The sequence below is a fragment of the Sphingomonas sp. SORGH_AS_0879 genome, from assembly GCF_030819175.1.
GTDB lineage: Bacteria > Pseudomonadota > Alphaproteobacteria > Sphingomonadales > Sphingomonadaceae > Sphingomonas.
In genome coordinates, this window is record NZ_JAUTBJ010000002.1 from 2,023,338 (window position 1) to 2,036,683 (window position 13,346).

At 65.7% G+C, this 13,346-nt stretch carries 12 protein-coding genes and 1 tRNA gene; 5 read left to right on the forward strand and 8 right to left on the reverse strand.

What is annotated here, in order from left to right:
• Positions 1-79 precede the first annotated feature (79 nt).
• Positions 80-1,450 carry a ribosome biogenesis GTPase Der gene (gene der / locus QE379_RS10265; RefSeq protein ID WP_307000166.1) on the forward strand — a complete coding sequence of 457 codons (1,371 nt, stop codon included), beginning with the start codon at positions 80-82 and terminating at the stop codon, positions 1,448-1,450.
• Between the two features lie 293 nt (positions 1,451-1,743).
• On the opposite strand, the gene bfr is transcribed toward der, so the two are convergent.
• From bfr to QE379_RS10285, 4 genes are all read right to left on the reverse strand, one after another.
• Positions 1,744-2,265, reverse strand: a complete 522-nt coding sequence (gene bfr, locus QE379_RS10270; RefSeq protein WP_261267856.1) for a bacterioferritin — start codon at positions 2,263-2,265, stop codon at positions 1,744-1,746.
• A 512-nt stretch (positions 2,266-2,777) separates the two neighbouring features.
• Positions 2,778-2,853, reverse strand: a tRNA-Ile gene (locus tag QE379_RS10275).
• 144 nt (positions 2,854-2,997) lie between these two features.
• Positions 2,998-3,264 (reverse strand): hypothetical protein, encoded by a 267-nt coding sequence (locus QE379_RS10280; protein ID WP_307000168.1) that lies wholly within the window; start codon positions 3,262-3,264, stop codon positions 2,998-3,000.
• Positions 3,265-3,467: 203 nt separating this feature from the next.
• A complete protein-coding gene (locus QE379_RS10285; RefSeq protein ID WP_307000171.1) occupies positions 3,468-4,865 on the reverse strand; it encodes a M20/M25/M40 family metallo-hydrolase in 1,398 nt (465 codons plus the stop codon).
• 105 nt (positions 4,866-4,970) lie between these two features.
• On the opposite strand from QE379_RS10285, the gene ettA reads away from it, so the two are divergent.
• Both ettA and QE379_RS10295 read left to right on the forward strand, forming a co-directional pair.
• Positions 4,971-6,650, forward strand: a complete 1,680-nt coding sequence (gene ettA, locus QE379_RS10290) for an energy-dependent translational throttle protein EttA (RefSeq protein ID WP_307000174.1) — start codon at positions 4,971-4,973, stop codon at positions 6,648-6,650.
• Positions 6,651-6,829: 179 nt separating this feature from the next.
• Positions 6,830-8,014 carry a sensor histidine kinase gene (locus QE379_RS10295; RefSeq protein ID WP_307000176.1) on the forward strand — a complete coding sequence of 395 codons (1,185 nt, stop codon included), beginning with the start codon at positions 6,830-6,832 and terminating at the stop codon, positions 8,012-8,014.
• Between the two features lie 104 nt (positions 8,015-8,118).
• Here the strand turns inward: QE379_RS10295 and QE379_RS10300 are convergent, their stop codons facing one another.
• From QE379_RS10300 to QE379_RS10315, 4 genes are all read right to left on the reverse strand, one after another.
• A complete protein-coding gene (locus QE379_RS10300) occupies positions 8,119-8,904 on the reverse strand; it encodes an NYN domain-containing protein (RefSeq protein WP_307000178.1) in 786 nt (261 codons plus the stop codon).
• Positions 8,905-8,929: 25 nt separating this feature from the next.
• Entirely contained in the window at positions 8,930-9,310 is a 381-nt protein-coding gene (locus QE379_RS10305) for a DoxX family protein (RefSeq protein WP_307000181.1), read from the reverse strand.
• 113 nt (positions 9,311-9,423) lie between these two features.
• The gene (greB, locus tag QE379_RS10310; RefSeq protein ID WP_307000184.1) at positions 9,424-9,909 is read right to left on the reverse strand and encodes a transcription elongation factor GreB; all 486 of its coding nucleotides are present in this window, start codon (positions 9,907-9,909) and stop codon (positions 9,424-9,426) included.
• 27 nt (positions 9,910-9,936) lie between these two features.
• Positions 9,937-11,943, reverse strand: a complete 2,007-nt coding sequence (locus tag QE379_RS10315; RefSeq protein ID WP_307000186.1) for a lytic transglycosylase domain-containing protein — start codon at positions 11,941-11,943, stop codon at positions 9,937-9,939.
• 91 nt (positions 11,944-12,034) lie between these two features.
• Here QE379_RS10315 and dapA point away from each other — a divergent pair, with 91 nt between their 5' ends.
• Both dapA and QE379_RS10325 read left to right on the forward strand, forming a co-directional pair.
• A complete protein-coding gene (dapA, locus tag QE379_RS10320) occupies positions 12,035-12,934 on the forward strand; it encodes a 4-hydroxy-tetrahydrodipicolinate synthase (RefSeq protein WP_307000189.1) in 900 nt (299 codons plus the stop codon).
• A gap of 28 nt (positions 12,935-12,962) precedes the next feature.
• A complete protein-coding gene (locus tag QE379_RS10325; protein WP_307000191.1) occupies positions 12,963-13,334 on the forward strand; it encodes a hypothetical protein in 372 nt (123 codons plus the stop codon).
• Positions 13,335-13,346: the final 12 nt, after the last annotated feature.

Genomic DNA, 13,346 nt, shown 5'->3' on the forward strand with positions numbered 1-13,346 from the left:
CGGCCGTCCCTCCGTCGCGCTGGGGGGACGGTATGTTTTGTACCGTGACGAAAGGCTCGCCTTTCGCTAACGGACGGCGATGGCAAAACTCCCTATCGTCGCGATCGTCGGCCGTCCCAATGTCGGCAAGTCGACGCTGTTCAATCGTCTGGTCGGAAAGAAGCTGGCGCTGGTCGATGACCGGCCCGGCGTGACGCGCGACCGGCGTGAAGGCGACGCGCATCTGCTGGGTCTCGATTTCCGTGTGATCGACACGGCGGGCTATGAAGACGAAGACCCCGATACGCTCCCCGGCCGCATGCGCCGCCAGACCGAGGCGGCGGTGGGCGAGGCCGATGTCGCCTTGTTCCTGGTCGATGCCCGCGCCGGGATCATGCCGCTGGACGAGGAAATCGCGCGCTGGCTGCGCAGTTCGGACACGCCGATCGTCCTCGCCGCGAATAAGGCCGAGGGGCGTGCGGCGGAACAGGGCATTCTCGAGGCGCTGGCGCTCGGCTTCGGCGATCCGGTCCAGCTTTCCGCCGAACATGGCGAGGGCGTGGGCGATCTGTTCGAGGCACTGCTGCCCTTCATCGATGTCGAGATCGAGGAAGAAGAGGAAGTCGACCTCGAAAACCCCTTCGCGCCGCTGAAGCTGGCGATCGTCGGGCGGCCCAATGCGGGCAAGTCGACCCTCATCAACCGTTTCCTCGGGCAGGATCGCCTGATCACCGGGCCGGAGGCGGGGATCACCCGCGATTCGATCGCGATCGACTGGGAATGGCGCGACCGCGACGGCGAGGTGCGGCAGGTTCGCCTGATCGACACGGCGGGGATGCGCAAGAAGGCCAAGGTTCAGGACAAGCTGGAAAAGCTGTCCGTCGCCGACGCCCTGCGCGCGGTGGACTTTGCCGAGGTCGTGGTGCTGCTGCTCGACGCGACCCTGGGGCTGGAGTCGCAGGACCTGCGCATCGCCGACCGCGTGCTGGAAGAGGGGCGGGCGCTGCTCATCGCGCTCAACAAATGGGATGTGGCGGAGAATCCGTCCTCGCTGTTCAACGGTGTTCGCAAGGCGCTGGAGGATGGGCTTAGCCAGGTGAAGGGCGTGCCGTTGCTCGCGGTGTCGGCGGCGACCGGCAAGGGGCTGGACACGCTGATCGAGGCGGCGTTCGAGACGCGCGCGGCCTGGTCGAAGCGCGTGCCGACCGGGGAGCTCAACCGCTGGTTCGAAAAGGCGGTCGACGCCAACCCGCCGCCCGCGCCCGGCGGCAAGCGGATCAAGCTGCGCTACGTCACCCAGATCAAGTCGCGTCCGCCGAGTTTCGTGATCTTCGGGACACGGGTGGACCAGTTGCCCGCGAGCTATGAGCGTTATCTGGTCAATTCGATGCGGCGGGAACTGGGCTTCGGCGCGGTGCCGGTGCGCCTGACGCTGCGGGCACCGAAGAACCCGTTCGCGAACAAGGACTGAGGGCAGGGGCGCAAGCCCCGCCTGATGCTCATTCCACCCTTGGGCTAGTCCGCACTTCCGCTCCGCTCCATACCCACCTCTGTTCCGTTCCAGCCCCACCTCCGTTCAGCCTGAGCGAAGTCGAAGGCCATGGGATGGCCTCGGCCAAGCTTGGAAGGGGCTTTATGGCGAAGGGTTTTCCGTGGCCTTCGACTTCGCTCAGGCTGAACGGGGGTGAGGGGATATGTGGGTTGGACGGGGAGGGAGTCCGAAAGCCGGAAGGGGGCGGGCTATCAAACCCGCCCCAGCCGCCATTACCCCTGCAGGTGCGGCGCTGCGCCCGACTTCGGGGCGTCGTTTTCCGCCATGGCGTTCAACTGGACATAGTTCTGGATGCCCATGCGCTCGATCATCTCGAACTGGCGTTCCAGGGTGTCGACATGCTCTTCCTCGCTGGCGAGGATGCGCTGGAACAGGTCGCGGCTGACATAGTCGCGGACTTCCTCGCAATAGGCGATCGCTCCCTTGAGCTGCGCCACCGCCTCGATCTCGATGGCGAGATCGCCCTTGAGCACCTCTTCCACCGTCTCGCCGATGCGCAGGCGACCGAGCAGCTGAAAATTGGGCAGGCCGTCCAGATACAGGATACGCTCGGCCAGCCAATCGGCGTGGCGCATCTCGTCGATCGACTCCTTATACTCGAACTGGGCGAGCTTGTAGACGCCCCAATGGTCGAGCAGACGGTAGTGCAGGAAATATTGATTGATCGCGGTCAGCTCGTTCTTGAGCGCCTCGTTCAGAAACTCGATGACCTTGGGGTCGCCCTTGACTGCCATTGCCTTCATCCTTCGTAAATCGGCTCGCTCGCCACATTACGGGAATATCCGTAAGGACGGCAAGGGGATTTTCACAAGTAAAACTGAGAACCATTTTCAGGCAATAAAAGTTGTGAGATTTGCGATTGAAGTTGAAAGGCGTTCGCAGCTTCCGGTGAGTGGCGGACCGGAGAAATTGAGTGGATTGCCGGAGATATTTCTCGAGGGGCTCATGATCGTTGATCGGAACGATCGGGGTTCTTCAGCCTGCCAATATCTCCCGACCGTGCGCGGTAGCTCGGCAAACACTATGTCTGCGGCGTTATCTCTGAACGGGGATTCCATTGGTTTGCGGCTGGCCAGAGCGTCGCGGAGATCGAATATGTATTGCGCGGGCCTATCGCGACGCCGAACGGTCGCCGGTGGCGGCCTATCGTGGGAGACCTCGGAAGTGCCGGTCGAGCAGGACAACGCGCAGGACGTCATTGGCCCAGGATGCACGTGGCCAGTGCGGATGATGCGCGAATGTGGATTGGTGGGCCCGGCAGGACTCGAACCCGCAACCTAGCCGTTATGAGCGGCCAGCTCTAACCATTGAGCTACAGGCCCCACCGAAAATGTCCGTAGCGTGACGGCGTGCGCGTTCGCAACGGGGGATTGGCGATCCCATAAAAGAAAAAGGGCACCTTCGCGAGGAAGGTGCCCTTTTCCGACAAGCAGTCGGCGCTTCGGACCCGAAGGTCCGAGGCGACATTACTGCATGTTGTCCGCCTTGGCGTCGGCAGCGTCACGGACGTTGTCGGCAGCGGCGTTCATGTTGTCGGCAGCGTTCTCGAGGGTCGCAGCGGCAGCACCGTTCGAGGTGTTGTCGGCAACCGCTTCGAGGTTGTCGGCCTGCATTTCCATGTTGTCAGCCAGCATGTCCGCGTTGTTTTCAACAGCGGCCGCCTCAGGCGACTTCGTGCAGGCGGCCACGGACATCAGGCCGGCGGCAGCGAGAACAAAGGCAATCTTCTTCATTCGAATGCTCCCAAGCATAAGCAATCATCGCGGCCGACCCGAATGCCGTCGCGAAGCGGCTCAAATAACGCGCGGTTCATCGCGGTCAATCCGCAAAATTCACATGACCGCAAGGTTCGCGACGAACCGATGGCACGGATCGGGCTTTTTCAAGGCGTTGGCGTTACCAAAACGTTACCGGCACAGAGCGATGCCAGCGGCCATCAGCGCGGCGTAACCGGGCCGATCGCCTCGGGCGCGTTGGCGACGACCGCCAGCATCGCGGTCCACGCCGCCACATTCTGCCGCAATGCCGCCGGATCGACCCGGTCCAGCACGTCGTCAGGCGTGTGATGGGTGTCGAAATAATCCCATCCCGACTGGTTCAGGTCGATCGCACCGGTGCCCAGCTTCAGCGTCGGGCCGATATCGGTGCCGTCGCCGCCCAGGCCGCTGCCCCGCGTGATGCCAAGCGGCGCAAGCGCGGTCTGGAGCCGGTCCGCAACGGGCTGTGCGGCGGCGGGCAGGTTGACCTCGAACCGCCAGACCCGGTCCGCGCCGAAGTCGCTCTCCGACGCCGTGGCGTGACGCTCATCGGCGTGCGCCTTGGCATAGGCCGCGCCCCCCATGCCGCCGACCTCTTCCGCGCCGAACCAGACGACGCGGATCGTGCGGCGCGGCGTGCCCGCGTCCATGATCCGCTTGGCGGCCGCTGCGGTGATCGCCACGCCGCTGGCATCGTCGATCGCGCCGGTGCCCAGGTCCCAGCTGTCGAGATGGCCGCCGACCAGCACGATGCCCGCCGACGGATCGCTGCCCGGCACCTCGGCGATGACGTTGCCCGATTCGCGCGTGCCCACCATGCGGGGGGTGAGGACCAGCTTCATGCGCACCGGCTGCCCCCGGCTGGCGATTCGCTCCAACTGCTCGGCATCGGGGACGGACAGCGCCGCCGCCGGGATCGGCTTCACGCCCTCGGGAAAATTGGTGGTGCCGGTGTGCGGGAAGCGGTGATGATCGGTGCCGATCGAGCGGATGACGATCGCCACCGCACCGCGCTGGGCCGCCAGCGCCGGGCCGGTGAAGCGCGCAGTGCCATAGGCGCCGTAGCCTGCGCCGTCCTGCGTCCGGGGCATGGCGTTGCCGATATAGACGATTCGCCCCTTGATCGCGCTGTCCGGCGCGGCCTGGAACGCGGCCATGCCGGGGAAGACGGCGACTTCGGCGGTCAACCCTGCCGCCGGGGTCGCCCCCGAATTGCCGAGCGCGGCGAGCGTCAGCTTCTGCGGGAAGGGGGCGAGGATCTCGGCGCTTTCCGCCCCGCGTTCCCAGACCGGCATTCGATAGGGTTCGATCCGCACATTCTTGAAGCCCAGCGCGGTCAGCCGCGCGACGGCCCATTGCCGGGCGCGCGCCTCCGCCTCGGTGCCCGCGAGACGCTGGCCGACCTCGGTGGTCAGCCCCTCGACAATGTCCCAGGCGACCGTGTCGGTCAGCGCGGCGTCGCGCAACCGCTCGACCTCCGGCGCGACCGTGGCGGGCATCGGCGGGGGCGTCCGCTGTGCCAGAACGGGAGAGGTCAGGGCGGAGGCGGCAAGGGCCGCAAGGAGAAAGCGCTTCATGATCCCGACTGTTGCCCAGCCAGTCCCGTTTGCCAACCGCCCGCCCACCGACTACATGGGCGCTAAACCATCCTACAGTCGAAAAGCACGGAGCCCCGCGCCGCCATGGCCGTCCAATATACCTATGTGATGAAGGGTCTGACCAAGACCTTCCCCGGCGCCAACAAGCCTGTCCTCAACAATATCCACCTCCAGTTCCTGCCGAGCGCGAAGATCGCGATCATCGGTCCGAACGGCGCGGGCAAGTCCACGCTGATGAAGATCATGGCGGGCATGGATACGGACTTCACCGGCGAGGCCTGGGCCGCCGAGGGTGTCCGCGTCGGCTATCTGGCGCAGGAGCCGCAGCTCGATCCGTCGAAGGACGTGATGGGCAATGTGAAGGACGGCGTGCGCCCGGTCGCCGATCTGGTCGATCGCTTCAACGCCATCTCGGCCGAGATGGGCGATCCCAAGGACGACACCGATTTCGACGCCCTGATGGAAGAGATGGGTGAGTTGCAGGCCAAGATCGATGCGGTTGATGGCTGGTCGCTCGACAGCCAGCTCGAACAGGCGATGGAAGCGCTGCGCTGCCCGCCGGGCGATGCCGATGTCACGCGCCTGTCGGGCGGTGAGAAGCGCCGCGTGGCGCTGTGCAAGCTGCTGCTCGAAAAGCCCGACGTGCTGCTGCTCGACGAACCGACCAACCACCTCGACGCCGAAAGCGTGTCGTGGCTGGAAAATTACCTGAAGGAATATGCGGGTAACGTCATCCTCGTCACCCACGACCGTTACTTCCTGGACAATGTCGTCAACTGGGTGCTCGAGCTCGATCGCGGTCGCTACTACACCTACGAATCCAACTATTCCGGCTATCTGGAAAAGAAGGCCAAGCGGCTGGAGCAGGAAGAGCGCGACGAGGCGGGCAAGCAGAAGGCAATCGCCGACGAACTCGCCTGGATGCGTCAGACGCCCAAGGCTCGCCAGACCAAGTCGAAGGCGCGTATCCGTGCGTTCGAGGAACTGATGGAGAAGCAGGAAAACCGCGTCGCGGGCAAGGCGCAGATCCTGATCCAGATTCCCGAGCGGCTGGGCGGCAAGGTCATCGAGGCCAAGGGGCTGACCAAATCCTATGGCGACAAGCTGCTGTTCGAGAATCTCGACTTCATGCTGCCGCCGGGCGGGATCGTCGGCGTGATCGGGCCGAACGGCGCGGGCAAGTCCACGCTGTTCAAGCTGATCACCGGCCAGGAACAGCCCGATGCGGGCACGATCGAGATCGGCTCGACGGTCAAGCTCGGCTATGTCGACCAGAGCCGCGACGACCTCGATCCCAACAAGAATGTCTGGCAGGAAATCTCCGACGAGCTGGAGGTCTTCCGCTTCGGCAAGCAGGAACTGGGCACGCGCGCCTATGTCGGCGCGTTCAACTTCCGTGGCCCCGACCAGCAGAAGAAGGTCGGCCAGCTTTCGGGCGGTGAGCGCAACCGCGTCCACATGGCCAAGATGCTGAAGGAGGGCGGCAACGTCCTGCTGCTCGACGAGCCGACCAACGACCTCGACGTGGAAACGCTGCGCGCGCTGGAAGAGGCGCTGGAGACGTTCGCGGGCTGTGCCGTGGTCATCAGCCACGATCGCTTCTTCCTCGATCGCCTCTGCACCCACATCCTGGCGTTCGAGGGCGACAGCCATGTCGAATGGTTCGAGGGCAATTACGAATCCTATGAAGAGGACAAGCGTCGCCGCATGGGCGATGCCGCCGACCGCCCGACCCGGTTGGCGTACAAGAAGCTGACGCGCTGATCGGGCGACAGGCTTTGCCGCGCCGTGATGCCCTTCCCGGGCGATCGGGGAGGGCATCATGCTATGGGCGATCGGGATTGCCGATGGCTCCGGAAGGGATTTTGATCGGGTTTAAAACGGTTAAGCGAATACCTACTCTCGGGCCGTGCGCAAAGGGGCGATAAGGGATTCGATGGCGAATGGCGGTGGTGGAACAGGCGCAGGGCGAGGATTCGGAAGTCGACCGCGCGGGACAGTTGCATTACCGGCTTCGCCAGCAATCGGTCCTCGCCGCTTTCGGTATCGAGGCGTTGCGTGCGCGGGATCTGGACCCGATGCTGCAACGCGCGACCGAATTATGTGCCGAGGGCATGCGTTCGCGTTTCTGCAAGTTTCTGGAATATCGGCCCGACCGCGACACGTTGCTGGTCCGCACCGGCGTCGGCTGGGGCGAGGGCGTGATCGGATCGACCGAGATGCGCACCGATCTGGGCTCTCCGGCCGGTTTCGCGCTCCAGACGGGGCTGGGGGTCATTTCCAACCATCTCGACCGGGAAGAGCGGTTTCGCACCCCGCAATTCATGGCCGACCACGGGATTCGGCGCGCGATCAATGTGATTGTCGAGGCATCGGGCCAGCGTTACGGCGTGCTGGAAGTCGACAGTACGGACGAAGGGCGGTTCGAGGAGGCCGATCTGGCCTTCATGCAGGGTTTCGCCAACCTGATCGGCGTCGCGATCGAGCGGCAAGAGGCCGAGCGTCGTCTGGCCGAGGCGGTTGAGCATCAGCAACTGCTGACCCGCGAGGCCAGCCATCGGGTGAAGAACAGCCTGGCGCTGGTCTCCGCGATGCTGAACCTGCAAAAGCAGGAGGATGACGACCCCCGCGTGTTGCGGATGCTGAACGATGCGCAGGCGCGAATCACCGCGATCGCGCAGACCCACGACCAGCTCTGGCGCGGCGAGCGGGTGGGGATCGTGTGCCTCGACGATCTGGCCTGCGGCATCGCCGAACAACTGGCGCAGCAGGCGCAGAACCATCAGGTTCACTGCGATATCGCGGCGATCGAAATGAACGCCGATACCGCCATCCCGATCGGGCTGATGCTGACCGAATTGCTGACCAATGCGATCAAATACGCCTATGACGAAGGCGGCGGCGCGATCGACGTGCGGCTCCACGCGCGGGACGGGCAGATCATCCTGTCGGTCCGCGACCGGGGCAGGGGCCTGCCCGAAGATTTCGACATGAAGGCGGCGTCGCGACATAGCCTGGGCATGCGGATGATCGCCAGCCTGGCGCGCCAGTTGCGCGGCGAGGTGCGGTTCGAGGATGCGGGGCCGGGCACTTGCGCGACGCTGACCATGCCCGATCCCAGGGACTAAAATCCTCCCCTGTAAGGGGAGGGGGCAGGCTGAAGGCCGGACGGAGGGGGGCTTTCAAACAGGTTGCCCTTCGCGGCGCTCCCCATCCCCGTATCTGGGAGGATTTAACGCATCCGCTTGACGAAGGTGCGCCCGTCCTCGCGCCGCTCGGTCTGGAAATTGGGGACCGCCTCGATCAGGTCGGACAGCCGCTTGAAGCCGTAATTGCGCGTATCGAAGCTGGAGCGATTGCCGGCAAGCTGCCCCATGGTGGACAGGCTGGCGAAACCCCGTTCGTCGCGCTTCACGTTGTTATAGGCGTCGACCAGCAGCTTGAGCAGTTCCTCGTCGATGGGGCGCGGCGTACCGGCGGTCCGCTTGGACGCCTCGATCGAAGGGGGCAGCGAATCGGCCAGGGGCACGTCGGCGGCCGTCGGCTTCGTCGCGGAGACGGCGGCGGAACGAGACGCTTCGCCGATCAGCGCGCCGACATCGATGAAGCGGCTGCACGCCTGCTGGAACGCCTCGGGCGTGCGGCTGTTGCCGAAGCCATAGACGGGGAAGCCGTCCTGCCGGATGCGGGTGGCCAGCGGCATGAAGTCGCTGTCGGACGACATGATCCCGAACCCGTCGATCCGCCCCCGAAACAGCAGGTCCATCGCATCGATGGTCATCTTCATGTCGGTGGCGTTCTTGCCCTTGGTCAGATCGAACTGCTGCTGCGGCTCGATACCATGTTTGACCATGACGTCGCGCCAGCCCTTCAGACCAGGCTTGGACCAGTTGCCATAGGCACGGCGGACATTGACCGTGCCCAACTCCGCCAGGACGGTGAGTACGGGGTCGATGGCCGCCGACTGGGCATTGTCGGCATCGATGAGCAGCGCGATATTGCGGGTCAGTGCGTTCATGCGCCCTGACTATCAGAGCGCCGCGTCAGCTTCCACGCCGCATTGCATCGACCCCGATCGATCCGCCGCCCGCCGCCGCGAGGTACAGGAAAGCGAAGCAATAGAGGATGGCCGCCTCACCGCCATTGGCGAGTGGCAGGAACCCTTGCGGCGCGTGCGCCATGAAATAGGCGACCGCCATCTGGCCCGACAGGATGAACGCCACCGGACGGGTGAACAACCCGATCAGCAGCAGCGCCCCGCCGACCAGTTCCAGCACGCCCGCCGCCGTCAGCAATGGGTTGAGCGGCATGGGGAAGGGCGGGAGCGCGAAGAATTTCGATACGCCGTGCGACAGGAAGACCAGCCCAAATACGGCCCGGAACACCGACAGCAGGGGGGCGGACCAGCGGGCGGGAATGGGCATGATCGATGACTTTCGCAAGCAGCCGCGCCGATCGCGGCCGCATGGCTCCATCATGGCCCATCCTTGATCCAAGGCAAGTATCGGTTGCGAAACGATTCGTTGCCTTACTGGGTTCAAGGGTCGGGATAGGTGATTGCGATCACCTCATATTCCCGCTCGCCCGCCGGCAATACGACCCGGCGGAGGTCGCCGACGCCTGCGCCCCGCAGCGCGCGGACGAGCGGCGCGTTCCAGCCGACCCGGCCCTGGCCCGCATCCGCCTCGTCGTTGCCGACCAGGGTCAGCACCCGTTCGTTGTCATCCTCATCGGCGATGGTGACGGTCGCGCCGAACCACACCTTGCTGCGGTCCTCCTGGCGCGCGGGGTCGATGACCTTGGCGGCCTTCATCCGCTTGGACAACCAGCCCAGCCGCCGGTCGATCTCGCGCAGCCGCTTGCGACCATAGATATAGTCGCCATTCTCCGACCGGTCGCCATTGCCCGCCGCCCAGGCGATGGTGTCGACCAGCTTGGGCCGCTCGACCGCGAACAGCGCCTCATATTCCTGGCGCAGCGCGGAATAGCCCGCAGGGGTGATATAGTTGGGACGGTCCATCATCCCGCTCTATCGCCTGGACGCCCCCGATCAACCCGGACGCGACTTGCCGAGATACCAGCTGAGCGGCGTCGTCCCCCGGCTGGTGGCGCGGCTGGGATTCATCAGGTCATAGACGACGGCATTCTCCAGCACGCGCTGCACATAGTTGCGCGTCTCGGAATAGGGAATCGCCTCGATCCAGTCGACAATATCGACCGCGCCGGTCCGGGGATCGCCGTTGAGCCGCAGCCATTTGTTCACATTGCCGCCGCCCGCATTATACGCGGCGATGGCGAGCGGATAGCTGCCGTAATTGTTGCGGATCCGCTCGAAATAGCTGGCGCCGAGCTGGATCGACAGGTTCGGATCGGTGGTCAGCGAGGCGGGAGAATAGGCGAGCCCGATCTTGCCCGACTGCTCGGCGGCGGTGGCGGGCATCAATTGCATCAGGCCGCGCGCACCCGCATGGCTGACGGCGGCGCGGTCGAACTGGCTTTCCTGCCGTGCGATGGCATGGATGATCGTCCAGCTCGATTCATAGCCCGACGGGACCGGCACGATGGGGAACCCCGCCGCCGAATAGTCGGTCAGCCCGTTCTGCATCGCGCTGCGCCCCACCATCACCGCCAGATCGGGGCGGTTGATCGTGCGCGACAGGTCGGCGGCGAGCAGGTGATCGCTCTCGCTCTCCGCATCGGCGGCGATCTGGCGGACAAAGGCGCTCTGGTCCTGCCACTGGCCGATATTGCCCAGGAACCTGACGGCGCGCACCGTCTCGCGCGCGTCGAAGGCGGCGCGGGTCGCGGGCGGCACGTTGGTCGCCGCGATGGCGGGCGGGGCGACCAGCGGGCGGCCGGTCCGCTCCAGCGCCAGTTGTCCGTAGAACTGATCGCGATACTGCGCCGCGCGATTATAGAATCCCGCCGCTTCGGTCGAGCGCCCCGCCGCCTCCGCCGCGCGCCCCGCCCAGTAAAAGCCCTTGGCCCGCGTCTGTGGCGACTGGCTGCCCCGGCCATAACGGTCGAACAGCGTCATCGCATCGGCGGGCCGCGCCAGCTTCATCGCGCTCTGCCCGGCCAGCCAGACCAGGCTGGTATAATCGTCCCGCTCGCCATAGGGCTTGGTCGAGACGTCGGTCCCGACGGGATAGGCGTCGTCCACCTGCCGCGCGATGTCATAGGCGGTCTGAAGCTGATTGTCGGACGCCGCCGCGCGGGCGTTGAGCAGCAGCGTTTCGTAGAATTTCTCGACATTGCCGGGGCGGATGCTCAGATTCCGCGACCGTGCGAGCCAGGAGCGCGCGGTCAGGCTGTCGCCGGTATCGCGCAGCCACATGGCCCGGTCCGCGACATAGCCCGCGTCGTTCGCATAAAGCTCGGCGGTCGAGGCCGACAGGCTGGCCGCCTCCGCCGACTTGGTGCGGAAGGCGAGGCGGGCGGCGAAGACCGGGCGTCGCGCCGAACTGGTATAGCCGAGCTGCCGGGCGGCGGCGCTGGTCTGTCCGCTCCACAGCAGCGAGTCCATCCGCGCGTCATGATCCTCGGGCGTCAGCGAGGCGGCGAAGGTCGACATGACCAGCGCTTCGTCGGTTGGCGACAGCGTCCCCCGCCGCCACGCGGTCCGCGCCGCCTGTGCCGCTTGGCCCGGTGCGCCGGTCGCCAGCAACGCGCGGGCATAGGCGACGCCGCCCGCCGCCGACAATGGCGGGAAGCGGCGGAAATAGGCGACCATGCTGGACGGCGCGGCGGTGAAGTTCGCCGCCTGCCGCTCCGCCGCGCGTCGGAAGCCTGCCTCGCCCGGCCAGCCGGGATGCGCCATCAGGAACCCGGCATAGCTGTCGAAGGGCAGCGAGTCGGTCTGTTGCAGTGCTCGCCACTGCGCCAGAGCCGCCGCGATGGCGCCGTCGGCGGGGCTGGGCATTCCTGCCGCGCTCTGGTTGGGGCTCATATTCGCCATCTGGGTGCGATAGCGGTCGAGCTGGTCCTGCCCGCCCGGTGCGACCATCGATCCCGCCAATGTCGCGAGGAGCGCCCCCGCCTTCGTCAATGCCATCATAGTGGACAGAATAGGGACTCTACCCGTACATGTCCTGAACAAATTCCCTCATCCGGCCTAATTTCGGCGCAGCAGGAGCGCGTTTCCTCTCATGTTTTCAGGGTCCATCCCGGCGCTTGTGACGCCGTTCGACGATCGGGGCGATCATGTCGGCGGAGCATTCGACGAAGCGAAATTCCGGGATTTCGTCGAATGGCAGATTGCGGAGGGATCGTCGGCGCTGGTCGCATGCGGCACCACGGGCGAGGCGGCGACCATGCCCAAGGACGAGCATTTCCATGTCGTCCGGGTCTGCGTCGACCAGGCGCGCGGGCGGGTGCCGGTGATCGCCGGGGCGGGCTCCAACGATACGATCGTGGCGATCGAGAATCTGAAAGCCGCGCAGCAAGCGGGCGCCGATGCCGCGCTGATGGTGCCGCCCTATTACAACCGCCCCAGCCAGGAGGGGATCGCCCGCCACTTCGCCGAGCTGGCCAAGTCCGCCCCGCTGCCGATCGTGCTCTATAACGTGCCGGGGCGCACGGTGACGGATATCCAGCCCGCGACGCTGATCCGCATCGTCCAGGCCGCGCCGGAGGTGTTCGTCGGCGTCAAGGATGCCAGCGGCGCGCTGGCCCGGGTGTCGCATCATCGCGGTGCGCTCGGCGGCGATTTCTGCCAGCTTTCGGGCAATGACGATCTGGCCCTGGCGTTCAACGCGATAGGCGGGGTGGGCTGTATCTCGGTCACCGCCAATGTCGCGCCGCGCCTGTGCGCGCAGTTTCAGGCGGCGTGCGCGGCGGGGGATATGGCGCGCGCGCTGGAACTGCACGACCGGCTGTTCCCGCTGCACGAGGCGATGTTCGGCGATGCCTCGCCGGGGCCCGTCAAATATGCGCTCAGCCGGATCATCGGGCATTTCCCCACCGGCGTCCGCCTGCCCATGACCTGGCCGTCCGAAGCGGCACGTGCGCAGGTCGATGCCGCCTTGGCACATGCCGGACTGATCTGACCCGGCCTTTCTCGCGCCGCAATCCCCGATGAACCTCGGCGTCGCCGATTGGCGGCGTTGGGAGAGTCGGGCGATGTGGACGCTGGTGATGATCGCACTTCAGTCCGGCGCGGTGGCGGGGCCGGTGCTTCCGGCGCCTCGGCGGCCGCAGACGGCGAGGCGTTGTCCACCCAGCGATGCGGGTGACGATGTGGTCGTGTGCGGTCGGTCGTCCGACGCCTACCGGATCGGCACGCTTCCCGACTATTCTTCGCCGACGAGGCTTCCCGACGCGCGCACCAAAATTCCCGGTTTGGGCACCCTTTCCGCCGAGACCGAGCAAGCCGGGGTCGGCGGCTTTCCCAGTAACCGGGCGATGATCCGGCTGAAGATTCCGCTGGGCGGTCGTCGCAAGCCCTGACCGTTCCATTCC

Excerpts from the sequence above, each read along its gene's own strand:
- QE379_RS10280 (WP_307000168.1), bottom strand. The coding sequence starts at position 3,264 with ATGAAGAAGATTGCCTTTGTTCTCGCTGCCGCCGGCCTGATGTCCGTG.
- QE379_RS10300 (WP_307000178.1), bottom strand. The coding sequence starts at position 8,904 with ATGAACGCACTGACCCGCAATATCGCGCTGCTCATCGATGCCGACAAT.
- QE379_RS10315 (WP_307000186.1), bottom strand. The coding sequence starts at position 11,943 with ATGATGGCATTGACGAAGGCGGGGGCGCTCCTCGCGACATTGGCGGGA.
- QE379_RS10285 (WP_307000171.1), bottom strand. The coding sequence starts at position 4,865 with ATGAAGCGCTTTCTCCTTGCGGCCCTTGCCGCCTCCGCCCTGACCTCT.
- bfr (WP_261267856.1), bottom strand. The coding sequence starts at position 2,265 with ATGGCAGTCAAGGGCGACCCCAAGGTCATCGAGTTTCTGAACGAGGCG.
- greB (WP_307000184.1), bottom strand. The coding sequence starts at position 9,909 with ATGATGGACCGTCCCAACTATATCACCCCTGCGGGCTATTCCGCGCTG.
- dapA (WP_307000189.1), top strand. The coding sequence starts at position 12,035 with ATGTTTTCAGGGTCCATCCCGGCGCTTGTGACGCCGTTCGACGATCGG.
- ettA (WP_307000174.1), top strand. The coding sequence starts at position 4,971 with ATGGCCGTCCAATATACCTATGTGATGAAGGGTCTGACCAAGACCTTC.
- QE379_RS10295 (WP_307000176.1), top strand. The coding sequence starts at position 6,830 with ATGGCGGTGGTGGAACAGGCGCAGGGCGAGGATTCGGAAGTCGACCGC.
- QE379_RS10305 (WP_307000181.1), bottom strand. The coding sequence starts at position 9,310 with ATGCCCATTCCCGCCCGCTGGTCCGCCCCCCTGCTGTCGGTGTTCCGG.
- QE379_RS10325 (WP_307000191.1), top strand. The coding sequence starts at position 12,963 with ATGAACCTCGGCGTCGCCGATTGGCGGCGTTGGGAGAGTCGGGCGATG.
- der (WP_307000166.1), top strand. The coding sequence starts at position 80 with ATGGCAAAACTCCCTATCGTCGCGATCGTCGGCCGTCCCAATGTCGGC.